Annotated in this window: 25 protein-coding genes, 1 tRNA gene and 1 other annotated feature; of the genes, 15 read left to right on the top strand and 11 right to left on the bottom strand. The window is 59.3% G+C overall.

The annotated features are described in order from the left end of the window. The first annotated feature begins 144 nt into the window (after nucleotides 1-144). Nucleotides 145-957, top strand: coding sequence for a DUF975 family protein (locus ACTNBZ_RS11890; protein ID WP_441210135.1), 813 nt, complete (start codon nucleotides 145-147; stop codon nucleotides 955-957). Next, nucleotides 947-1,777: a DUF975 family protein gene (locus ACTNBZ_RS11895; RefSeq protein ID WP_441210137.1), complete on the top strand. Its 831-nt coding sequence runs from the start codon at nucleotides 947-949 to the stop codon at nucleotides 1,775-1,777. Before ACTNBZ_RS11890 ends, ACTNBZ_RS11895 begins: the two co-directional genes overlap by 11 nt. A gap of 47 nt (nucleotides 1,778-1,824) precedes the next feature. Here ACTNBZ_RS11895 and ACTNBZ_RS11900 read toward each other — a convergent pair whose 3' ends face one another. The 3 genes from ACTNBZ_RS11900 to ilvD all read right to left on the bottom strand — a co-directional run bounded on the left by ACTNBZ_RS11900 (nucleotide 1,825) and on the right by ilvD (nucleotide 4,331). Next, entirely contained in the window at nucleotides 1,825-2,208 is a 384-nt protein-coding gene (locus ACTNBZ_RS11900; RefSeq protein WP_441210139.1) for a DUF2752 domain-containing protein, read from the bottom strand. 2 nt (nucleotides 2,209-2,210) lie between these two features. Further along, on the bottom strand, nucleotides 2,211-2,552 hold the full coding sequence (locus tag ACTNBZ_RS11905) for a DUF4234 domain-containing protein (RefSeq protein ID WP_441210141.1): 342 nt from the start codon (nucleotides 2,550-2,552) through the stop codon (nucleotides 2,211-2,213). Between the two features lie 117 nt (nucleotides 2,553-2,669). Next, nucleotides 2,670-4,331 carry a dihydroxy-acid dehydratase gene (ilvD, locus tag ACTNBZ_RS11910; protein WP_441210143.1) on the bottom strand — a complete coding sequence of 554 codons (1,662 nt, stop codon included), beginning with the start codon at nucleotides 4,329-4,331 and terminating at the stop codon, nucleotides 2,670-2,672. Between the two features lie 145 nt (nucleotides 4,332-4,476). On the opposite strand from ilvD, the gene ACTNBZ_RS11915 reads away from it, so the two are divergent. Next, complete coding sequence (locus tag ACTNBZ_RS11915) at nucleotides 4,477-5,154, top strand: FadR/GntR family transcriptional regulator (protein WP_441210144.1); 678 nt, start codon at nucleotides 4,477-4,479, stop codon at nucleotides 5,152-5,154. A gap of 86 nt (nucleotides 5,155-5,240) precedes the next feature. On the opposite strand, the gene ilvC is transcribed toward ACTNBZ_RS11915, so the two are convergent. Next, nucleotides 5,241-6,260, bottom strand: coding sequence for a ketol-acid reductoisomerase (ilvC, locus tag ACTNBZ_RS11920; RefSeq protein WP_441210146.1), 1,020 nt, complete (start codon nucleotides 6,258-6,260; stop codon nucleotides 5,241-5,243). Nucleotides 6,261-6,449: 189 nt separating this feature from the next. Continuing rightward, nucleotides 6,450-6,679: a binding site (T-box leader), on the bottom strand. 410 nt (nucleotides 6,680-7,089) lie between these two features. On the opposite strand from ilvC, the gene rsxC reads away from it, so the two are divergent. From rsxC to ACTNBZ_RS11950, 6 genes are read left to right on the top strand one after another with little or no spacing between them, the layout of a single operon-like run. Continuing rightward, nucleotides 7,090-8,436 (top strand): electron transport complex subunit RsxC, encoded by a 1,347-nt coding sequence (gene rsxC, locus ACTNBZ_RS11925; RefSeq protein ID WP_441210147.1) that lies wholly within the window; start codon nucleotides 7,090-7,092, stop codon nucleotides 8,434-8,436. After that, nucleotides 8,433-9,479, top strand: a complete 1,047-nt coding sequence (locus ACTNBZ_RS11930; protein ID WP_441210149.1) for an RnfABCDGE type electron transport complex subunit D — start codon at nucleotides 8,433-8,435, stop codon at nucleotides 9,477-9,479. Before rsxC ends, ACTNBZ_RS11930 begins: the two co-directional genes overlap by 4 nt. After that, the gene (locus ACTNBZ_RS11935) at nucleotides 9,476-10,027 is read left to right on the top strand and encodes an RnfABCDGE type electron transport complex subunit G (RefSeq protein ID WP_441210151.1); all 552 of its coding nucleotides are present in this window, start codon (nucleotides 9,476-9,478) and stop codon (nucleotides 10,025-10,027) included. Before ACTNBZ_RS11930 ends, ACTNBZ_RS11935 begins: the two co-directional genes overlap by 4 nt. Before the next feature lie 12 nt (nucleotides 10,028-10,039). After that, nucleotides 10,040-10,681 (top strand): electron transport complex subunit RsxE, encoded by a 642-nt coding sequence (gene rsxE / locus ACTNBZ_RS11940; protein ID WP_441210153.1) that lies wholly within the window; start codon nucleotides 10,040-10,042, stop codon nucleotides 10,679-10,681. Beyond that, nucleotides 10,681-11,289 (top strand): electron transport complex subunit RsxA, encoded by a 609-nt coding sequence (gene rsxA, locus ACTNBZ_RS11945; RefSeq protein ID WP_441210154.1) that lies wholly within the window; start codon nucleotides 10,681-10,683, stop codon nucleotides 11,287-11,289. The genes rsxE and rsxA overlap by 1 nt, the downstream gene beginning before the upstream one ends. 13 nt (nucleotides 11,290-11,302) lie before the next feature. Then, entirely contained in the window at nucleotides 11,303-12,163 is an 861-nt protein-coding gene (locus tag ACTNBZ_RS11950; protein ID WP_441210156.1) for an RnfABCDGE type electron transport complex subunit B, read from the top strand. Between the two features lie 76 nt (nucleotides 12,164-12,239). On the opposite strand, the gene ACTNBZ_RS11955 is transcribed toward ACTNBZ_RS11950, so the two are convergent. The 3 genes from ACTNBZ_RS11955 to ACTNBZ_RS11965 are packed head-to-tail and all read right to left on the bottom strand — an operon-like array spanning nucleotide 12,240 to nucleotide 13,821. Beyond that, nucleotides 12,240-12,416 (bottom strand): DUF1540 domain-containing protein, encoded by a 177-nt coding sequence (locus tag ACTNBZ_RS11955; protein ID WP_441210158.1) that lies wholly within the window; start codon nucleotides 12,414-12,416, stop codon nucleotides 12,240-12,242. Further along, the gene (locus ACTNBZ_RS11960; RefSeq protein WP_441210159.1) at nucleotides 12,413-13,297 is read right to left on the bottom strand and encodes a hypothetical protein; all 885 of its coding nucleotides are present in this window, start codon (nucleotides 13,295-13,297) and stop codon (nucleotides 12,413-12,415) included. Before ACTNBZ_RS11960 ends, ACTNBZ_RS11955 begins: the two co-directional genes overlap by 4 nt. Further along, nucleotides 13,294-13,821: a gamma carbonic anhydrase family protein gene (locus ACTNBZ_RS11965; RefSeq protein WP_441210161.1), complete on the bottom strand. Its 528-nt coding sequence runs from the start codon at nucleotides 13,819-13,821 to the stop codon at nucleotides 13,294-13,296. The genes ACTNBZ_RS11960 and ACTNBZ_RS11965 overlap by 4 nt, the downstream gene beginning before the upstream one ends. A 102-nt stretch (nucleotides 13,822-13,923) precedes the next feature. On the opposite strand from ACTNBZ_RS11965, the gene ACTNBZ_RS11970 reads away from it, so the two are divergent. Continuing rightward, complete coding sequence (locus ACTNBZ_RS11970) at nucleotides 13,924-14,136, top strand: hypothetical protein (RefSeq protein WP_441210163.1); 213 nt, start codon at nucleotides 13,924-13,926, stop codon at nucleotides 14,134-14,136. 258 nt (nucleotides 14,137-14,394) lie between these two features. Then, a complete protein-coding gene (locus ACTNBZ_RS11975) occupies nucleotides 14,395-15,435 on the top strand; it encodes a S66 family peptidase (RefSeq protein ID WP_441210165.1) in 1,041 nt (346 codons plus the stop codon). Nucleotides 15,436-15,500: 65 nt separating this feature from the next. Here ACTNBZ_RS11975 and ACTNBZ_RS11980 read toward each other — a convergent pair whose 3' ends face one another. Further along, a complete protein-coding gene (locus tag ACTNBZ_RS11980) occupies nucleotides 15,501-16,049 on the bottom strand; it encodes a putative ABC transporter permease (protein ID WP_441210167.1) in 549 nt (182 codons plus the stop codon). 169 nt (nucleotides 16,050-16,218) lie between these two features. Between ACTNBZ_RS11980 and pyrB the strand changes: the two genes are divergently transcribed. Next, a complete protein-coding gene (pyrB, locus tag ACTNBZ_RS11985) occupies nucleotides 16,219-17,277 on the top strand; it encodes an aspartate carbamoyltransferase (RefSeq protein WP_441210169.1) in 1,059 nt (352 codons plus the stop codon). Nucleotides 17,278-17,346: 69 nt separating this feature from the next. Here the strand turns inward: pyrB and ACTNBZ_RS11990 are convergent, their stop codons facing one another. Continuing rightward, complete coding sequence (locus tag ACTNBZ_RS11990; RefSeq protein WP_441210171.1) at nucleotides 17,347-17,700, bottom strand: arsenate reductase family protein; 354 nt, start codon at nucleotides 17,698-17,700, stop codon at nucleotides 17,347-17,349. 419 nt (nucleotides 17,701-18,119) lie between these two features. Here ACTNBZ_RS11990 and ACTNBZ_RS11995 point away from each other — a divergent pair. Together ACTNBZ_RS11995 and ACTNBZ_RS12000 are read left to right on the top strand one after the other, a co-directional pair. Beyond that, nucleotides 18,120-18,196 (top strand) — tRNA-Arg (locus tag ACTNBZ_RS11995). A 70-nt stretch (nucleotides 18,197-18,266) separates the two neighbouring features. Then, nucleotides 18,267-18,515, top strand: a complete 249-nt coding sequence (locus tag ACTNBZ_RS12000; protein WP_441210173.1) for a DUF6061 family protein — start codon at nucleotides 18,267-18,269, stop codon at nucleotides 18,513-18,515. Nucleotides 18,516-18,875: 360 nt separating this feature from the next. Here ACTNBZ_RS12000 and ACTNBZ_RS12005 read toward each other — a convergent pair whose 3' ends face one another. Together ACTNBZ_RS12005 and ACTNBZ_RS12010 are read right to left on the bottom strand one after the other, a co-directional pair. Beyond that, nucleotides 18,876-19,064, bottom strand: coding sequence for a hypothetical protein (locus ACTNBZ_RS12005; protein WP_441210175.1), 189 nt, complete (start codon nucleotides 19,062-19,064; stop codon nucleotides 18,876-18,878). Nucleotides 19,065-19,747: 683 nt separating this feature from the next. Further along, nucleotides 19,748-20,074, bottom strand: coding sequence for a sporulation initiation factor Spo0A C-terminal domain-containing protein (locus ACTNBZ_RS12010; protein ID WP_441210176.1), 327 nt, complete (start codon nucleotides 20,072-20,074; stop codon nucleotides 19,748-19,750). A 130-nt stretch (nucleotides 20,075-20,204) separates the two neighbouring features. Here ACTNBZ_RS12010 and ACTNBZ_RS12015 point away from each other — a divergent pair, with 130 nt between their 5' ends. Next, the gene (locus tag ACTNBZ_RS12015) at nucleotides 20,205-20,861 is read left to right on the top strand and encodes a 2-phospho-L-lactate transferase CofD family protein (protein WP_441210178.1); all 657 of its coding nucleotides are present in this window, start codon (nucleotides 20,205-20,207) and stop codon (nucleotides 20,859-20,861) included. The last annotated feature ends 449 nt before the right edge of the window (nucleotides 20,862-21,310 follow it).

The following is a 21,310-nucleotide window of genomic DNA, read 5'->3' on the forward strand; positions in this document are numbered from 1 at the left end:
CCGCGTGCTGCATACGCCGGTGCCGCACATGTGTGCGTCACGGCGTCTCATAAAAACCTGACGCGCTTCGCGCTATAAAAAGCGTTTCAGGCTTTTTAACAGGTTTTAATATGAACACAGAAAAGAGCGGAGGAGGGAGTGAATATGGATTTTGACCGGTGGGCAGCCAAACTGGACGCCCGGGCCTGCATGATCCTCTCCAGCGCCAGCCCCATATGGGTGTCGCTGGTGTATGGCATACTGGTACTGGCTGTCCCGGCGGCGGCGGTGGCCCTCTGTCTGACGGGACCGGTGCTGACAGGACGGTACGATCCGGCGCTGCCCTGGCTCCTGCTCTTCCTGGGTGTGGTGATCGTGCTCTACCGGGTACTGGCGTCGGCGGGCTACGTGCGGTACGGGATGCGTCTGGCCCGGGGATGGGATACCGGCGCCGGGAACCTGCTGGACGGGTTCGGCATGGCCTGGCTGGTCCTGCGGACGTGGCTGCTGCTGGCAGTCCGCCTTCTTCTGTGGAGCGCCCTGGGGGTACTGCCGGTGATCCTGCTGTGGTTTCCGGTGCGCCTGGTGGACCGGCTGCTGCTGACTGAGCTCTATGCGCTGAGCGCCTATCTGTTCCTGCTGTTCTATCTGGGAAGAACGGTCCTCCGCTATCCGCTGACCTTCTTCTTCCTGATGGACCACCCCCAGGAGGGGGCGCGGGCGGCGATTCGCCGCAGTGTGACCGGGATGCGGGGACATAAGTGGGACTTTCTGGAGCTTCAGGTGTCCTTCCTGGGCTGGTGGCTGGTGTCGTTGGTGACGCTGGGGCTGGCCGGTCTGTGGGTCAGGCCCTACTGGATGGCGGCCTGCGTCAATTTTTACGACTGTGTGACCGGGCGGAGAGCGCCCGGTGAGATGACGGGCCGGTTTGCGGAGATAGCCGCCCCGAATGAGGAGGAGATTCCCCATGAGATTTGACCGTGTGCAGACCAAATGGGAGGCCCGGGCCCGGATGGCGGGCGTCCGGCCCCATCCCATGCTGGTGACGCTGGTGTACCAGATCGCCGCCAATCTGATCCCTCAACTGCTGCTGGTGCTGGCTCTCAGCGGAGGCGGAGCCTCCCTGCGGCAGGCCGTCCAGGGAGCAGTGCTGGGATTGGGCTACTACCCGGAAGGGCTGCTGACCGGGAGCCGTATGCTGCTGGTCCTCTTCCTCACGGTGCTGACAGGCCTTTTCGCGGCGGTGCTGGGAGTGGGATACACAGCTTATACCATGCATCTGGCCCGGCGGCAGGGCGGCGGGTTTCAGGATCTGCTGGACTGCTTCGGTATGGCCGGGCGCATCCTGTCGATGTGCCTGACGCTGTGGCTGTTCGAGCTGCTGTGGCTGCTGCCCGCGGCAATGGTGCTGGTGCTGGTCACGGTACTGTTCCTGGCTGCATGGGATGGCTTGGCGGCGGGGATCATATTGCTTATTCTGCTGGTCCTGTATCTGATCTATGCCTTTTGGGTGACGCTGCGCTACGCCATGGCCTGGTATCTCTTCCTGGACGATCCTTACGGCAGTGCCCGGGGCCATCTCCGTGCCAGCGCCCGGCTGATGATGGGCTGGAAGTGGGAGTATCTCAAGCTTGAGCTCTCCTTCTTCGGCTGGCTGCTGCTGTCCGCGCTGACCATGGGCATCTTGGGCCTGTGGGTGTCTCCCTATATGGGGACTGCCAGTGCGCTCTTCTACGACCAGATCAGCGGCCGGTTTGACAGCGGGGCCAATGCGCTGGAGAGCGGCACGGGGTATTAAGAACAGCATCAAAAAGTGCCTGTGTTCTCGTGGAACACAGGCACTTTTTATATCTGGAGCGGAAAAAGATTGCGCCCCACACCGTAGAGCAGCAGATAGGCCGCCATGCCCCAGGCCGCCGCCGACTGGACGGAGGTGGGGCGGCGCTCCCCGGTGCGGACGTACCGCAGCGCCATGGAAAAGAACAGGACGGCCAGCAGAGGGGAGAGGAGCAGCAGCCCCGGATTAAACCGCCACGCCGCCGCCAGATCCAGGTGCAGCAGGGCCAGGCACATCCGGGTAACGCCGCAGCCCGGACAGAGGAGCCCGGTGACCAGATGGAAGGGACAGGGCAGCATCAGACCGGTGCGGGAACAAAAGACGGCGTAGCCCAGGCCCGCCAGAAGGAGCAGAGAAAATCCCCGCAGCAGCCGGAGAAAGCGGGCTTTCATTTTTACACCAGATCGTACTTGTTGAGCTCGCTCTGGATCAGGGCGTAGGTGACGATCTGCAGACCGAAGATGTTCAGGATCAGGTAGAGGATGGGCAGGCTGCCTGTGGGCTCGCCGCTGTTGGCCCGGGCGTCATCCAGACACTCCCCCATCTTGTAGCCCCAGTAGATGCCGTAGATGCCGCAGGTGATCAGGTTGAAGAGGAAAGCCATACCGCCGGAGGTGCCGTAACGGGAGGAGAGCCGGTTGGTATCATCGGTGATGCAGATGAACCAGTAGATACCGTAAATACCGCAGGTGATCAGCGTGTACACAATGCAAAGCGCAATATTTCTCTGTTTCATAACAAAACCCTACCTTATTCCGAAATACAGATCAAAAGTATTATATCGGATGCAGGGAATAAATACAAGCGGTGGCGGCGGATTTCCTCTGCCGCCACCGCAATGAAAGAGAGAAGCTTACTCCAGCACGGCGCCCCGGGCGGCGCTGGTCACCAGCTTGGCATACCGGGCCAGATATCCGGTCTTGATGCGGGGCTCGGGACAGACCCACCTGGCCTTCCGGGCGGCCAGGGTGGCGTCGTCTACCTTCAGCTGGATGGAACAGTTGGGGATGTCGATGGAGATGATATCGCCCTCCTCCACCAGACCGATGGCGCCGCCCTGGGCGGCCTCGGGGCAGACATGGCCGATGGAAGCGCCCCGGGTGGCGCCGGAGAAGCGGCCGTCGGTGATGAGGGCCACGTCCTTGTCCAGCCCCATGCCGGCGATGGCGCTGGTGGGGTTGAGCATCTCCCGCATGCCGGGACCGCCCTTGGGGCCCTCGTAGCGGATGACTACCACGTCGCCCGCCACGATCTTGCCGGCATAGATGGCGGCGATGGCGTCATCTTCGCAGTTGAACACCCGGGCGGGACCTTCATGTACCATCATCTCGGCGGCCACGGCGGAGCGCTTGACCACGCAGCCCTCGGGGGCCAGGTTGCCCTTGAGCACGGCGATGCCGCCGTCCTGGGAGTAGGGGTTCTCAATGGGACGGATGAGCTCGGGGTCCCGGTTGACCACGCCATCCAGATTTTCCTCCAGCGTCTTGCCGGTGCAGGTCATGACGCTGGTGTCCAGCAGGCCCTTCTTGGTGAGCTCCTTCATCACGGCGTATACGCCGCCGGCCCCCTCCAGGTCCTCCATGTAGGTGTTGCCCGCCGGTGCCAGGTGGCAGAGGTTGGGGGTCTTGGAGGAGATCTCGTTGGACATGTCCAGATCCAGCTCGATGCCGCACTCGTGGGCAATGGCGGGCAGATGGAGCATGGTGTTGGTGGAACAGCCCAGGGCCATGTCCACCGTCTCGGCATTGTGGAAGGCGGCGGGGGTCATGATGTCACGGGGACGAATGTCCTTTTTCACCAGATCCATGATCTGCATGCCGGCGTGCTTGGCCAGGCGGAGACGGGCCGACCACACCGCGGGAATGGTGCCGTTGCCCCTGAGGCCCATGCCGATGGCCTCGGTCAGGCAGTTCATGGAGTTGGCGGTGTACATGCCGGAACAGGAACCGCAGGTGGGACAGGCGCAGTTCTCATACTCCTCTACCCCCGCCTCGTCCAGCTTGCCGGCGTAGTAGGAGCCCACTGCCTCGAACATGTGGCTGAGGCAGGTGCGGCGGCCGTCGTTGAGGCGCCCGGCCAGCATGGGTCCGCCGGAGCAGAAAATGGTGGGGATGTTGACACGGGCGGCGGCCATCAGCAGGCCGGGTACGTTCTTGTCACAGTTGGGGATCATCACCAGACCGTCGAACTGGTGGGCCATGGCCATGGCCTCGGTGGAGTCGGCGATCAGGTCCCGGGTGACCAGAGAGTACTTCATGCCCACGTGGCCCATGGCGATGCCGTCGCACACGGCGATGGCGGGGAATTCAATGGGGGTGCCGCCGGCGGCACGGACACCGGCCTTCACGGCCTCAGCGATCTTGTCCAGGTTCATGTGGCCGGGGACGATCTCGTTATAGGAGCACACTACGCCGATGAGAGGGCGCTCCAGCTCCTCCTTGGTGTAGCCCAGGGCGTAAAACAGGGAGCGGTTGGGGGCGGTAGGGATGCCCTTTTTCACATTGTCGCTGCGCATAGAGGATCCTCCTTAATCAACTTTAATAAGTTGTATGATTACGCTTGAATTGTATGACTACATAGTATATGATAGAAAAGAAGATGTCAAGGGGCGGGGCGGAATTTTTGGCCCGCTCCGCAGAGGAATAAAAGGAGGAACCGCCGTGGAAAAGCAGAGCCTGTCCCAGCAGACCGCCCAGCGGCTCTACAACCGGATCGTGATCGAGCGGGAGATGGCTCCCGGGGAGAAGCTGCCCAACGAGCTGGAGCTCTCCCGCAGCCTGGGGGTGAGCCGTACCACCCTGCGGGACGCCCTGCGCGCCCTGACCACCCAGGGAGTGCTGGAGGTCCGCCGGGGAAAGGGGACCTTCGTATCGGAGGGGGTGGAGCGGGTCAACGACTATGGCTTCTCCCACCTGGACCAGGTGAAGGGTCAGCTGCGGGACCTGTTCGAGCTGCGCAGCGTGGTGGAGCCGGGAGTGGCCCGTCTGGCCTGCCGCCGGGCCACCGGGCAGGAGATGGACGAGATCCTGGAGCGGGGCGCCGAGGTGGAGCGCTGCATCCTGGCAGGAGAGGACCGTACCGGGGCCGACCGGGCGTTTCACGCCGCCATCGTGCGGGCCACCCACAACGAGTTCATGATGCGTCTCATGCCCCTCATCAGCCAGGCGGTGGAGGTGGCGGTGGTCTCCGGTGAACACCGGGAAAAGCTGGCCGAGGACACCCTGCGGGACCACGCCCTGCTGATGGACTTTTTCCGCCGACGGGACGCCGAGGGGGCGGAGCACGCCATGGCCATCCACATGCGCCACAGCATGGATGTGATGGGGCTGGAGGAATGAATGCTGAGCTTCCTTTGCGGCGATCATAAGGAGAGCCCTCCCGGATATCCGGGAGGGCTCCTTCATTTTAATTAGATGGCTCTGAATCAGTTGGAAGCGGTGTCCAGATCCTTGTCGCCGCCCCAGATCATGTTCTTGCGCAGCTCCTCGCCCACGATCTCCATCTGGTGCTTAGCCAGGTTGGCGCGCTTGGAGTTGAAGAAGGTGCGGCCGTTCTTGTTCTCGGCAATCCACTTGCCGGCGAAGGTGCCGTCCTGGATGTCCTGCAGCACGGCCTTCATGTTCTTCTTGGTCTCCTCATAGGGCAGGACGCGGGGACCGGAGACATACTCGCCGTACTCGGCGGTATCGGAGATGGAGTAGTTCATGGCAGCCACACCGCCCTTGTTGATCAGGTCGATGATGAGCTTCATCTCGTGGATGCACTCGAAGTAGGCGTTCTCGGGCTCATAGCCGGCCTCCACCAGGGTCTCGAAGCCGCACTTCATCAGGTCCACCACGCCGCCGCACAGAACAGCCTGCTCGCCGAACAGGTCGGTCTCGGTCTCGTCGTGGAAGGTGGTCTCCATCACGCCGGCCCGGGCGCCGCCGATGCCGGCGATGTAGGCCAGAGCGATCTTATAGGCATTGCCGGTGGCGTTCTGCTCCACGGCCACCAGGCAGGGCACGCCCTTGCCGTTGACATAGGTGGAACGGACGGTGTGGCCGGGACCCTTGGGGGCGGCCATGAACACGTCCACGCCGGCGGGAGGCACGATCTGCTGATAGCGGATGTTGAAGCCGTGAGCGAAGGCCAGCGCCTTGCCCTCAGTCATGTAGGGAGCAATGGACTTCTTATAGACGTCGGCCTGGACCTCGTCGTTGATGAGCATCATGACGATGTCGCCCCACTGGGCGGCCTCCTCCACGGTCTTGACCTGGAGACCGGCCTTCTCGGCCTCGGCCCAGCGCTTGGAGCCCGCGCGCAGGCCCACGCACACGTCGCAGCCGGAATCCTTCAGGTTGAGGGCATGGGCATGGCCCTGGGAGCCGTAGCCGATGATGGCGATCTTCTTGCCGTCCAGATAGCTGAGCTCGCAGTCCTTCTGATAGTACATCTTTGCCATGATAATACACTCCTTTAAGTATATGTCATTTGTCTGTTCTGAAGCACGGACCCTTTGCATATCATATGGGCTCACGCCGTGCATCCGTGTTTGCGGCTATTATAACACAGGAGCGGAGATAAAAATGATACCTGTGATACAATCTGAAAAAAGAATTCCGGCGGGAACAACAAAAACGGCCCCGTCCTGTTTTAGGACGAAGCCGCCGACTCCGTGGTACCACCTAATTTCACGGCGCAGTCACGCCGTGCCCTCGATGCCCCGTTAACGGTGGGGACCGTTCCGGCCTACTGGGGAAAGACCCGGTTCGGACGGACTGCTCCTGGGGGATGGACCATGCCGCCGTCACGGGAGCTTACACCGGCCGCTCCCTCTCTGCGCATCCGCGCCGCATGGCTGGACCCAGTCATTGCCTTTGACCTGCTCGCATAAGTTTGCACCGCGGCAGGGCAGAAAAAAGACCGCGGGACTTATGTGAAATTAAACATTATAATACCGCTGTGCCCACGAATTGTCAATTGACGGTTTTTACAAACAATAGCAAGCTAATACGCTAAAGCGATGTATAAAATAGAAGAATTGACCAACTTAAAAGTGACCCTTGTGAAAAAATAAACTTATAGAGAGGGAAACAAAGAAATAAGATGGGGGGCACCCGGAAAATCGAGAAGTATTTTTGTAGAATCACTAGACTTTTTCCGGAAGCTGCGCTATGATATTAACTGTTTGAACGCGCTGCTTGCGGCGTGAGAAGAGAGAGGACGGGGGCCTGCCACAGCTTTCGTCCGAAAACGGCCCGTGAAGAGGGCTCAATTTGTGAGGTGGACCTATGAAACTATCCTTTTATGGTGGCGTGCACCCAAATGAACACAAGGAATTGACCTGTACCAAGGCCGTGGAACCGCTCCGCGAAGCTCCGGCTCAGGTCGCCCTGTCCATGTCGATGCACGTGGGCGCGCCCTGCGCGCCTGTGGTTCAGGTCGGCGACCAGGTGACCGTGGGACAGAAGATCGCGGCTCCCACCGGCCTGGGCGCGCCGATCCACGCCAGCGTATCCGGCAAGGTGGTGGCCATTGAGCCCCGTCCCTCCTGCGGCGGCGGCAAGATGATGGCAGTGGTCATCGAGAATGACTTCCAGAACACCTTTGCCTCCGAGCTGACGCCCCATCCCGACTACGAAAAGCTGACCGCGGAGGAGATCATCGACATCATCAAGGAAGCCGGCATCACCGGTATGGGCGGCGCAGGCTTCCCCACCCATGTGAAGATCAGCTCCGGCATCGGCAAGGTGGACACCCTGATCGTCAACGCCGCCGAGTGCGAGCCCTACCTGACCTCCGACCACCGGCTCATGCTGGAGAGCGGCGAGCGCATCATCCAGGGCCTGAAGATCCTGATGAAGACCTTCGCGCTGGATAAGGCCTATATCGGCATTGAGGACAACAAGCCCGACGCCATCGAGCACATGAAGTCCCTGGCCGGGGACGGCATCGAGATCGTGGTGTGCCGCACCCGCTACCCCCAGGGCGCGGAAAAGCAGCTCATCCAGCGCATCACCGGCCGGGAGGTGCCCCCCGGCGGCCTGCCCGCCCACGTGGGCTGCGCTGTGTTCAACGCCAGCACCGCCGCCGCGGTGTACGACGCCGTGGTGGAGGGCAAGCCCCTCACACAGCGCATCGTCACCCTGACCGGCGGCGCCCTGGCCGAGCCCCGCAACGTGCTGGTCCCCTTCGGCACCCCCATCGAGCACCTGATCCGGGAGGCCGGCGGCTTTAAGGAGACCCCTGACCGGGTCATGGTGGGCGGCCCCATGATGGGCATTGCCCAGTACGACCTGTCCGCCTGCACCATCAAGGGCAACAACGGCATCCTCTGCATGACCCGGGCCGAGGCCGCCGAGCATATGGACAACGCGACCTGCATCCGCTGCGGCCGCTGCGTCAACGTGTGCCCCATGCACCTGACCCCCGTGTACATGCACATGTACGCCGAGAAGCGCATGTGGGACGAGGCCGAGGGCCTCAACCTGATGGACTGCATCGAGTGCGGTTCCTGCAATTACATCTGCCCCGCCCGGGTGCCCCTGGTCCAGTCCTTCCGCATGGCCAAGTTCGAGATCCGCACCCTGGCCATGAAGCGCAAGGCGGCGGCTGAGAAGGAGGCTAAGAAAGCATGATCGACACCAAGAATGTGAAGCTCTCTGTGGCTTCCTCCCCCCACGTCTGCTCTCCGGTAGCCACCCGGAACCTGATGCTGGACGTGCTCATCGCCCTGGTCCCCGCCCTGTGCGCGGCGGTCTATTTCTTCGGCCCCAGGGCTCTGACCATGACGGCGGTGTCCGTCCTGGGCTGCGAGTTTTTTGAGTGGGGCTACCGCAAGCTGATGAAAAAGCCCTCTGCCGCAGGCGATCTGTCCGCCGCCGTCACCGGCGTGCTGCTGGCCTTCGTCTGCCCCGTGTCCCTGCCCTACTGGACCCTCCTCATCGGCGACTTCTTCGCCATCGTGGTGGTCAAGCAGCTCTTCGGCGGCCTGGGCCAGAACTTTATGAACCCCGCTCTGGGCGGCCGCGCCTTCCTGATGATGTCCTACCCCGTGGCCATGACCACCTGGGTGCTGCCCGGCAAGTGGGCGGGCATCGTGTCCGCCAATGTGGACGGCATCACCGGCGCCACTCCCCTGTCCAATGACTTTATGCATTCCGGCCTCCTGCCCAGCGGCGTGACCGTGAAGGACATGTTCGTGGGCAACATCGGCGGCTGCCTGGGTGAGATTTCCGCGCTGATGCTCATCATCGGCGGCGTGTACCTCATCTGGAGGGGCACCATCCGGGCCCGGGTCCCCGTGGCCTTCATCGGCACGGTGGCGGTGCTCACCTTCCTGTTCCCCAAGGGCGGCGTCGGCAATGTGGACTGGATGCTCTACAACCTGTTCGGCGGCGGATTGATGCTGGGCGCCTTCTTCATGGCCACTGATTACGTGACCAGCCCCGTCACCAAGATGGGCGAGATCTATTTCGGCATCGGCTGCGGTCTGCTGACCGTGTTTATCCGCTACTTTGGCGGCTATCCCGAGGGCGTCAGCTACGCCATCCTGATCATGAATGTGTGCGTGTGGCTGCTGGACAAGGCGGGCAAGCCCGCCCGGTTCGGCGTCACCAAGGAGATGAAGGCCAAGGCCAAGGCCGACAAGAAGGCCGCGAAGGAGGGTGCAGCGAAATGAGCGAGGCTGTTATGAACAAGAAAGAGCCCGGCATTGCGCAGCTCACCATCATCCTGGGCGCGATCTGCCTGGTGTGCGCGCTGCTGCTGGGTCTGGTGAATATGATCACCGCCGACCCCATCAAGGCCGCCAAGCAGCGCAAGACCGAGCAGGCCATGGAGGCCGTGCTCCCCGCCGACTCCTATGAGAGCGTGGAGTACACCGGCGGCGACGCGCTGGTCAAGGCCGTGTATCAGGCCGGCGACGCCGGCTATGTGGTGGAGGTCACGCCCTCCGGCTTCGGCGGAGAGGTGGATCTGATGGTGGGCGTCGGCAGCGACGGCACCGTCACCGGCATTTCCGTCATCACCCATTCCGAGACCTCCGGTCTGGGCGCCAAGGCCAAGACCGACCCTGAGTGGGGCAAGCAGTTTATCGGAATGAGCGGCGAGGTCAAGGTGTCCAAGGACGGCGGCAAGGTCAACGCCATCACCGGCGCCACCATTACCTCCCGTGCGGTCTCCAGCGGCGTCACCGCGGCGCTGGAAGCCGTCCAGACTCTGGGTTAAGGAGGCGCGCATATGAACGTCAAACAGCAATTCAAAGAGGGTCTGATCACCCAGAACCCGGTTACCGTGCAGCTGCTGGGCATGTGCTCCACCATGGCCATCACCACCATGCTCTTCAACGGCATCGGTATGGGCCTGTCGGTGCTGGTAATCCTGACACTGTCCAATATCTTTATCTCCGCCCTGCGGAAGATCATCCCCGCCAAGATCCGTATCGCCTGCTACATCGTGGTCATCGCTACCTTCGTGACCATGGTGGACCTGATCCTGCAGGCCTTCGTACCCGCTCTGGCTGACAGCCTGGGCGTGTTCATCCCCCTGATCGTGGTCAACTGCATCATCCTGGGCCGGGCCGAGGCCTTTGCCTCCAAGAACAGCATCGCCGCCTCCGCCATCGACGGCATTGCCCAGGGCGTGGGCTACACCATCATCCTGGTGGTGATGTGCGTTATCCGCGAGTTCCTGGGCGCCGGCACCTTCGGCGCCGGCGTGCTGGGCAACAACGGCATCCGCATCCTGCCCGAGCAGTTCCCGGCCCTGGGCATGGCCCTGCCGGTGGGCGGCTTCCTGACCCTGGCGGTGGTCATTGCCTTCATGCAGTGGGCCCTGGCCCGTTCCGAGAAGAAAAAAGAGACTGAGGAGGTGGCGAAGTAATGGATATCACCAAGCTGCTCTCCATCGCCCTGGGGGCCATTCTCGTCAACAACTTCATCCTGTCCCAGTTCCTGGGCATCTGCCCCTTCATGGGCGTGTCCAAGAAGATGGACACCGCCCTGGGCATGGGCATGGCCGTCATCTTCGTCATGGGTCTGGCCTCCGCCGTGTGCTGGCCCATCAACGAGTTCATCCTGGTCAACCCCAAGCTCTTCCCCGGCGAGTTCAACCTGGGCTTCATGCAGACCATCGTGTACATCCTGGTCATCGCCTGCCTGGTGCAGTTCGTGGAGATGTTTTTGCAGAAGGCCATGCCCGCGCTCTACTCCGCGCTGGGCATCTACCTGCCCCTGATCACCACCAACTGCGCCGTGCTGGGCGTGGTGCTGCTCAACACCCAGAACCACTATAATTTCATCGAGAGCGTGGTGTACGGCGTTACCGGCGGCATCGGCTTCCTGCTGGCCATCGTGCTCTTCGCCAGTGTTCGTGAGCGCCTGGAGTTCTCCGAGTGCCCCAAGGCCTTTGAGGGCTTCCCCATCGCTCTGGTCACCGCCGGCCTGATCGCCCTGGCCTTCATGGGCTTTACCGGCCTGAAGATTTGGTAAGGGGGCGGAAGATATGACGTTAGGAATGATCGTTGCTGTGGCCGCTGTGGTCCTGCTGGTGCTGGGCGTTGTGTTCGGCCTGATCCTGGGCTTTGCCGCCAAGGTCTTCGCTGTGGAGAAGGACCCCCGTGAGGAGGCCATCGCCGGCTGCCTGCCCGGCGCCAACTGCGGCGGGTGCGGCTTCCCCGGCTGCTCCGGCTATGCCGCCGCTGTGGCGGCAGGCAAGGCGGCCACCAACTGCTGCGCCGCCGGCGGCGAGACCGTCGCCGCCAAGATCGCCGAGATCATGGGCGTGAAGGCCGAGGCCTCTGTGAAGATGGCGGCCCAGGTCCAGTGTACCGGCGGCTGCCGCGGCCATGAGCAGTATGAGTATGTGGGTATTCAGGACTGCGCCGCCGCGGCCCGTGTCCCCGGCGGCGGCCCCGCCGGCTGCTCCTTCGGCTGCCTGGGCTTTGGCACCTGTGAGTCTGTCTGTCCCTTTGACGCCATCCACGTGGTGGACGGCGTGGCCAAGGTGGACGTGGAGAAGTGCAAGGCCTGTAAGAAGTGCATCGACGTGTGCCCCCGGCACATCATCGTGCTGGCCCCCTACAAGACCAAGCGCCACGTGGCCATTACCTGCTCCTCCAAGGACAAGGGCGCCGATGTGCGCAAGGTCTGCGACAACGGCTGCATCGGCTGCGGCCTGTGCGCCAAGGCCTGCCCCAAGGAGGCCATCACGGTGGACAAAAATCTGGCCGTCATCGACTACGACAAGTGCGTGGGTTGCGGCCTGTGTGCCCAGAAGTGTCCCCGGAAGCTCATCACCGTGGACGGAAAGATCCCCGAGATCAAGCCTGCCGCCCCCAAGGCGTCCGGCGCAGAGCAGAAGTAGATACCGTGCAAAAAGGGTCCGTGCCGGAAGGCACGGACCCTTTTCGTTCAGAAAGCGACGCTTCCGATCAGCAGCCTCAGCCGTTCTGACCGGCGCCCAGCTCGAAGGAGTCACACTCGGTGGAGGCGCGGCTCTTCACGTTGGAGTCGGAGTGGCCCACCTTGATCTCGTTGAGGGTGCAGTAGTCGGTGGTGCAGTGGTGGGCGCAGCTGGACACGGAGCACTTGATGCTGTGATTGGCCTGGTCGTTCATAACACATTTCCTCCTTTGCGGTGATGGCTATAGTATGTCCATCGGGGAGGAAAGGATACCTGGGCGGTCAGTTTTTTTTCTCCATCCTCCGCAGGAAGGACCCGGGGAATGAAACGGCGGGCAAAGCGGCCCTTGCCCCGGGAACGGACATAGAAAAATCCGATGAAGGAAAAGACCAGTGCGCCGATGAAATTCACGAACAGGTCCTTCATGGTGTCCAGAATGCCGATGTCCAGATAGCCGCCCAGGCCCAGGGAGTGCTGCACGCCGTCGGCGGTGACCACGATGGTGTCGGTGATGCCGGAGATGGCGGTGGGCATATTCCCGCCGTGGGGATCCAGCATGACGGAGGAGATGGTATGTACCACCGTGTCCTTCTGCATGTCCAGGTGGAAGAATACGTCCATGGCGCACTCAAAGAACTCCCACAGCACACCGATGGTCATGGAGAAACAGAAGGCCATCAGGGCCAGGTACAGGGGCGAAAGGGAAAAAGAAAAGCGTTCATTGCGGTTGAGGATGTCCAGCATGGAGAAGCCGATGGCGGCGCAGAGGAAGCCGTTGAGAGTATGGAGCATGGTGTCCCAATAGGGGAAGGTGATATAGTATGCCCGGATCTCGCCCAGGATCTCCGCCGCGTAGATGAACAGGAGGATAATGACCTCCAGCGTGTCGGGCAGGTCGATGCGGATCTTGCGCTCGATGAAGCTGGGCAGCATGAACAGGATCAGCGTCAGGATGCAGAGGAAAACATTTTCAAAGTTCCGGTTGAAAAACTGGGCCACCATGACCAGGACCACCAGAAGGCGCAGGACCTGATACAGTCGGGCCAGACGGCGGTTCCCTGCAACATGAGCGGCTGGTATTTTCCGTTTGCTCATGGTTTTTCAGCCTCCTCCGCGGCAGGGAGCTGAAGGGCCAGCTTCCGGTATTCGGCGGCCGAGGCCCGCAGCGAGGCCCGCTCCTCATCCGTAAGAGCCCTGCGGACCTTGGCGGGGGAGCCCATGACCAGGCTGCCGGGCGGGATCACCGTGTTCTGCGTCACAAGCGCACCGGCAGCCACCAGACTGTCCTCCCCGATGACGCAGCCGTTGAGCAGGATGGCCCCCATGCCGATGAGGCAGCGGTCCCCGACGGTGCAGCCGTGGAGGATGGCGCCGTGGCCCACCGTGACGTCCCGCCCCAGAAGGAGGGGAAAGCCGGTATCGCAGTGAAGGGTGGCGTTGTCCTGGATATTGGAGCCGGCGCCTACCCGGATGGTGGCCATATCGGCCCGGATCACCGCGCCGTACCAGACGTTCACATCCTCTTCCAGTACCGCGCCGCCTGCCAGGACCGCGTTCCCGGCCAGCCGGGCCCGGGGATGCACAGAGGGCACAGCACCCTCAAAGGCTTTTAAGATCATAGGTCTGCCTCCGTTCTTTGGAACATAGCTATATTATAGTCTGCCGCCTGAGACAACGTCAAATCCTATTTTGCGGCGGCAGAGAGAAAGGAGGCGTTTCCCATGGATCTGCGGCGGAATCAGATCACGGTGGGAGAGCTGCTGGATAATCCCCGCTCCCGGGCCGTGATCCAAAGGCGGTTCCCCACGGCCCTCAAGCACCCGCTCCTGGGAGCGGCCAGAACGGTCACGCTGGAACAGATGCTGGCCTTTGCCGTGGCCTATCTCCCTCAGAAGAAAATCGACGAGGCCATGGAAGAGCTGAGAAGGGTCTGAGCAAGATCCCTCAGGGTCTGCCGGCGGGGACGCCCGCGGGCAGAAAAGGGAACCGCCGCGGACGGCAAGCCGTCTGCGGCGGTTCCTGCCGCCTGCGGGGTGCGGGCGCCCATGGTATAATAACCGCTTTGCGGCTATTATACCTGCTTTATGTCCCCATTGGCTCCCGGCTTGCGCCGGAATCGCCAAGGGATGACGCAGTATATCATTTCACTTTGCTTCATGGTATACTGGAGAAAATCCAAAGGGGGGACCGGTATGCAAAAACCAAAATGCCTGCGGCGGGGCGATCAGGTCGCCATTGTCTCCCTGTCCCGCGGGATGCTGGGTGAGACGGAGTTCATACACAAGTATTACCTGGCCAAAGAGCGCCTTGAGAAGGAGTATGGCTTGAACGTGGTCCCCATGCCCAACGCCCTGAAGGGGATCGACTATCTGTACCGCCATCCGGAGGCGCGGGCGCAGGACCTGATGGACGCCTTCCGCGCCCCTGAGATCAGGGCTGTGTTCAGCGCCATCGGCGGGGACGATACCATTCGACTGCTGCCCTACATCGACTTTGAGGTCCTGCGGGAGCATCCGAAGATCTTTACCGGCTTTTCCGATACCACTACCAATCACTTTATGATGTATAAGGCCGGGATGGTATCCTATTACGGGCTGTCCGTGATGAACAACTGGGCGGAATATGTGGCAATAAACGAGTACACCAGAGCCGCCATTGACCGGACCCTGTTCCACCCGGCAGAGGCCATGGACATCCCGTGCAGCGATTTTTGCAGCTACGACGGGGACAAGATATGGTGGAACGAGGAACACATGGACCAGCCCACGCCCCGCCGCCCCAATACCGGGTATGATATCATACAGGGGACGGGAAAAACTACCGGACGGCTGCTGGGGGGCTGCGCGGATGTGTTCCTTGAGCTGATGGGGACGGCACTCTGGCCGGCCCCGGAGGAGTGGGAAGGAAAGCTCCTGCTGATGGAGACCAGTGAATGTGATATGCCGGAGGACGTGCTCTGCTGGCTTCTGAGAGGCCTTCAGGCCCAGGGCATCCTGAATGCCGTCAACGGTATCGTGGTTGGGAAGCCTGCATTCCAGGACAAGGAGGAGCGTTACAGGAAGGTCTACAGGCAGGTCGTGGGCTTTGAGGCCGGGCGGCCGGACCTGCCCATCATCGGCAACGTCAATGTGGGACACGCCTACCCCATCGGCGTGTTCCCCCTGGGGCTGACCTATGAGATCGACTGCGGAAAGAAAACGCTGAAATTGCTGGAGCCTGCTACGGAGCAATAGATCTGTCGGAACCCGTTTGGCGGGGCATGGACGAAAGCCGTGCCCCGCCTGCTTTTTGCCGCCGGTCATGAGGTCCGGGGCCGGAAGAGGGGCAGCCGCCGGTACCAGCGCAGGGCGTCGGTGGAGCCCTCCCGGCGGAGCACGTAAAAAGTAAAGCCGGTATCCAGGGCCAGAAAGAGAAGCGCGGGGATCAGCGCCCCGGAGGGGATGACTTCCACAGCCTGGGAGACGGCGGGGTGGACGGCGTGGACCAGCACGGCGCCCAAAAGACCCCAGAACAGGGAAAAGAGAAGGCAGATCCGGCCCCGGATATGAAAGGGAAGATGGCTGTAGTCCCAGAAGGAGACATGGAAGAGCCGGTCGTAAAAGAGCGACACGAGATACTCCGCCCCGGTGGCGGCGCCGGCGGCGCAGAGGATGAGAAGGAGCGGACGGCTCTTGACGGCGGAGGGCAGGGCCAGTATGGCCAGGGCGCCAAGGCCGTACACCGGGCACAGGGGCAGGAAATAGAAGCACTTCCGGTCCCGCTTGGGATGATGGGTCACCCGGGCAAACAGGACCTCCAGAAGAAATCCCAAAAAGCTGTATACCATAAAAAACCAGAACCAACGCATCACGGCCGCCTCCCGCTGCTTTTTGTCTAGCATGACCGGGAGCGGGCAAAACATACACGCGACATTTTGGCAAAAAGGAGACGGAAAAATAGCGGCGGATTCTTGTGAAGCGGGAAAAAATGTGGTAAGATAATACGAAAAAAATATAGTAGGAATGGAGAAGATGGGCATGCGGCATCTGATCGATTTTGGAGATCTGTCACGGGCGGAGTGGGAAGCGCTGTATAAAAGTACCAGTGCTATTATTGACCACCCCGCCGATTTTATGGATGCGTGCAGGGGCCGCGTAGCCTCCACGCTGTTCTTTGAGCCCTCCACGCGCACGAATTTTTCCTTCCAGACCGCCATGCTCCGGGTGGGCGGCACGGTATTTGGCTTTGCCGATCCCAAATCCTCCTCGGTAGCCAAGGGCGAGTGCCTGAAGGACACCATCAAGATGGTGTCCGGCTATGCGGACGTGGTCATCATGCGCAATCCCCGGGAGGGCGCGGCCAAGGCGGCCTCGCTGTACTCCGATGTGCCCGTGATCAACGCCGGCGACGGCGGCCATATGCACCCCACCCAGACCACCACTGACCTGACCACCATCACCCGCCTGCTGGGCGGCGTGGACGGTATCTCCATCGGCCTGTGCGGCGATCTGAAGAACGGCCGCACCGTCCACTCCCTCATCAAGGCGCTGGCCAAGTTCGACAATGTGAAATTCTACCTCATTTCTCCCCGTGAGCTGGCCATCCCCGAGTATATCCGGGCGTTCATGAAGGAGAAGAACCTGTGGAGCGTGGAAGTCACCGGCCTGGAGAACGTCATCCCCCAGCTGGACGTGCTCTATATGACCCGTATTCAGCGGGAGCGCTTTGTAGACCCCCTGGAGTACGAGCGGAACAAGGGCATCTATGTGCTCACCAAGCGCAAGCTGGAGCGGGCCCGCAAGAACATGCTGGTCATGCATCCCCTGCCCCGTGTGGACGAGATCGCCCTGGACGTGGACGACGATCCCCGGGCGGCCTATTTTGAGCAGGCCCGGTACGGCATGTTCTCCCGCATGGCGCTGCTGGCCGACCTGGCCAACCAGCCCCGGATGCGGCCTGAGCCGGTGGAGATCGGCACCACGCCGGTGTGCTCCAACCCCCGCTGCATCACTCAGACCGACCCCTACCTGCCGCCGCTGGTCAAGCAGAACGGCGGCGTGGACTGCTGCGCCTACTGCGACGCGGCGCTGCACTGAGCAAATATCCGTTAAATGGACAGGCGCGGAGGGGTGTCCCTCCGCGCCTGTTTTTTGCGGTGTAACAGCTCAGGGCTCCAGCTTTGCGGCCCAGTCGGCCTCTTTGAAGCCTACCAGCACGAAATCCTCCGCGATGAGCATGGGACGCTTAACCAGCATACCGTCTGAGGACAGAAGAGCAAGCTGCTCATCTTCGCCCATGGAAGGGAGACGGTCCTTCAGCCCCAGGGCCCGGTATTGCAGGCCGCTGGTGTTGAAGAAGCGCCGGAGAGGAAGTCCGCTGCGCCGGTGCCATTCGGTCAGTTCCTGAATGGTGGGATTGTGCTCCTTGATGTCCCGCAGCTCGTAGGCGATACTGCGGCTGTCCAGCCAGGCCTGTGCTTTTCGGCAGGTAGAGCATTTGGGGTAGCAGAGAAAGGTCATGTTCATCACTCCTTTACAGCTCATACTGTAACGAAAGAAAGGCGGATTTGCAAGTGCCTTTGGAAAAAAGGGATGAACGGCTCAAAACAGGAAGAAATATACTGTATTAGTTCCATAAAAAACGAAATCAGAAGGAAATAGAATTAGAGAAAATAGACAAATGACTATTGACGAATCTGAAAAAAGTATTATAATTTATATATGACTATAGGAGTCGGAGCCACGGCTCCCAGCGTCATGGACCAGTCAGGAAGATCCGAAAAAACCTCCATTCTGCATCGGGTCTGCGCATAGATACACGCCGCGGAACAGTCCTCCGGGGCGTGTATCTATGTGCCGGAAAAAAGAAATTGAAATTTTCACTTTACAAACAATCTGATTACTGCTATAATAGTCGGGCAATGGATAAGTTGCCATATGCGTCCGTAGTTCAATTGGATAGAGCGTCAGATTCCGGTTCTGAATGTTGGGGGTTCGAGTCCCTTCGGGCGTACCAAAGAAGAATAATCCGAACCTTATCTCAGTAGGAGATGGGTTCGGATTATTTTTGCTTTTGGGAGGATATTATGGATAAGATTATCTCTTGCGAATTCAATATCGACACCGCCTGTGTCGAGGTCAAATATGCCGACGGCAGCATGATCTCCGTTGACTGCACCTTGGTAGAAGCCGAGGTTGCGCGGGATATGTACGAGAGCAGCGAACTGGAATGGCTGGTGTATAATGCACCAGTTGAATATGTGAACCTACTGCTCCACGGGGATGTTTGTGAGTATCTCAGGAATGTGACGGAGTATCATCCCTTTGAGAACTGATATCGTATTCCAGAGGGATCTCACAAGAGACCTAAATGCCATTTTCCAATCTTGGATAATCCAAGATTGGAAAAACTTAAACTGGAAAATGACACACAATTAAATACTTAATAATCAAATACTGATCTATCAATCATTCATTCTATTAAGAGGGACACGGAATGAACGGCGGACAGAATTTGAGGATTCACGCATTTGGAACGCCTGTTTTGGACATCCGAAGGTAATTGTATTCCCGGATCAAAAAAGTGTCCCAGAAGCCTTGCTATCAGCCGTTTTTTCACCCCCGAAATGCGTGAGTGGAAGTACCTTCGGCATGAGAAAAGGTGCCGCCAAGCTGGCGGCACCCTGTGCGATTACTTACTTGCTTTTCACTGCCTTTCCTTCCGTCTGTTCCGCTTCACGCTGAGCCAGCCACTCCCGGAACTCCCGCTGGCCTTCTTCGCTTTTGTAGTAGGCGAGGATGTCGGGGAGGATGCACCGGGCGATGTGCTCGATTTCGTGCTGCGGAATACCGGAATTGTTGATGAGCTTCTTCTTGCGGCCCAAGCTGGTTGTTCCCTCCGGTTTGATATGAAATTTTTAAGGTGCAGTTGTGGACGGGCGGACGATCTGTGCTGACGGCATGACTCCTTTCTCAAGAAACGGAAAATGCAGACGCTTGTCAAGTCTATGGCTTGATGGGCGTCTGCATTTTTCACTCCTGTATTATATCACATCGGGAGAGGGTGTCGATAGCATGGGAGGGGATTGTGGTGTCAACATTTTGGAGCAAAAAGCTGTTGTGCCACAATTCTATTGGGATAAGGATATTGTATTCCCACTTTGAAAACCGCCCGTCTGATGTTGACAAGGTGGTTTTCTCCGCATTTAGAACCCGATTTTCGGCTTCCGAATATACCTATATCGCCCATCCTAAAAATGGAGAGAAAAAGCCGTTGCGCCGCAACGACTTTTTGAGGCCTAAATGCGTGAGTTGCGGTGCAGTCAGGCTTCTGCTTCCCGCAGGCGTTCCACAACGCTCTGTTTCACGGCGTGACGGTACATAATTGCTGGAATGACATAGCCCAGCAGAGCGAAAACGGGAAGCGCCAGCAAGACGGGACGATAGTAAAGTGTGCGCTGAAGAACCAGAACATGGTTTCCAGAAGACTGTCCGCCAAGGGATTGAGCAGCATGGAAAGAGCCAGCGCAGTGCCGGCAGCGCCTAAGGAATAGAAGTTGATAAAGGGTCAATTCCAATCGGAAAGCCCTTTGGTCAGTATTGCAAGAAATTCCGCAGGTTTTGGTACGGAGTTGAATGAATAGCCAGCCATTTGCTCCAGTGTATGCTGAGAGGTTTTCCAGGTACGATGGAGCGCCGTCCGGATATTCCGCTCCACTGCCTTCCAGTTGGTGCCGCATCTTCTGGCTGTTTCGGGGTAGAGCCACTTTGTTACCTGGCACAGGGACTCCGGTTCCTGCGAGGCAATCTCCAGCGCGATCGTCATTTGCCGGTATCCGGTATAATTTGCAGTTAATCCAATTGAGTATAGCAGTTTTTGGACTCTCATATCCATAATTTCAGCCTCCTAATCTGTCTTTTTCATGTGACGCCTTAACTGTTTGAATATTCCCGGTGGTCCTGGTGGCACAGAACCCGGGGTTTTACATTTCCTTGTGCTAATAGTAAAATCTGTATAAGCTTATTTGCTTTATATCATCCAAGATTTGGAGCGATATGTCACCGCACCAGATAATCTTCCACCACAACGGATGGTTACCGCTGAGTTGGCCAGAAGGCTTGGGGTGGGCGCGCAGATATTGCCCATGTCGAATCAGAAAATACGCACTGTTATTATTTCTGGAGAAGAGAGGCTTCCTTTTCAGACTTATTTTGTCCGTCGTGGCTGCCAGCCTCCTGTGGATGATATACACTTTTCCGGAATTAAACAAGCGCTTCCTGCTCCGGGCGTCCTTCAGGCGATTCTGGAAGCCAATATTGTCTTGCTGGGACCCAGTAATCCATTTGTCAGCATCGGAACTATTCTGGCGGTTCCAGGGATACGAGAGGCACTGAAAAGTACTGCCGGAAAAGTTGTTGCCGTAAGTCCTATCGTAAATGGAAAGGCTTTGAAGGGACCAGCTGCCCGGATGCTGCGCGGCAGAGGGATGGAAGTGTCCCCGGCGTCAGTTTGCCGGCTATATGAAGATTTCATGGATTTGTTTATTGCTGATATACAGGACGAAGCCTGCAGAGATTCATTGGAAGCCACAGGTGTCCCGTTTTCTTTTTGCGATACAGTAATGACTGCGGAGACCGACCGCGTGCGGATGGCCGCTGAGGTCTTAAAGCTTTGTCTGTGAAAAGCAACCAAGATGCCAAAGCACACGAGGTTGCCAGACTGTCATCCGGCAATGAGGACAGCACCGTCAGCCGTCTGAGATACTCTGAAAACCATATTGTCCTTTGTTTATTGAGGGTACAGTAGGAAGGAACAAAAAGCAGACAGCAGAATATATCCGAAATCAGCTGGAATCAGACCAGTTGGAGGATTAGCCGGGACAGAAAGAATTTATTTGCTGATCTGTTGACGGATTGCAAGGACAAGAAGGCATAAAGAAGCCTCTTAAGGGGGAAACCCGTGAAAGAAATGCGGTTGGCAAACCTTTCAGGACCCCTTAAGAGGCTTCATTTGTACATGCTATTATAATGCGTACTGAACAAAGCCGCAAGCCTTGAAAGCCAAGGCTTTCAAGGCTCATTAGCTTTGTTCAAGTGCAAGGTTTTTGGACTAAATTGTCCAAAAACCTTG

The organism is Pseudoflavonifractor sp. HCP28S3_F10 (genome assembly GCF_052065415.1).
Classification (GTDB): Bacteria; Bacillota; Clostridia; order Oscillospirales; family Oscillospiraceae; genus Pseudoflavonifractor_A.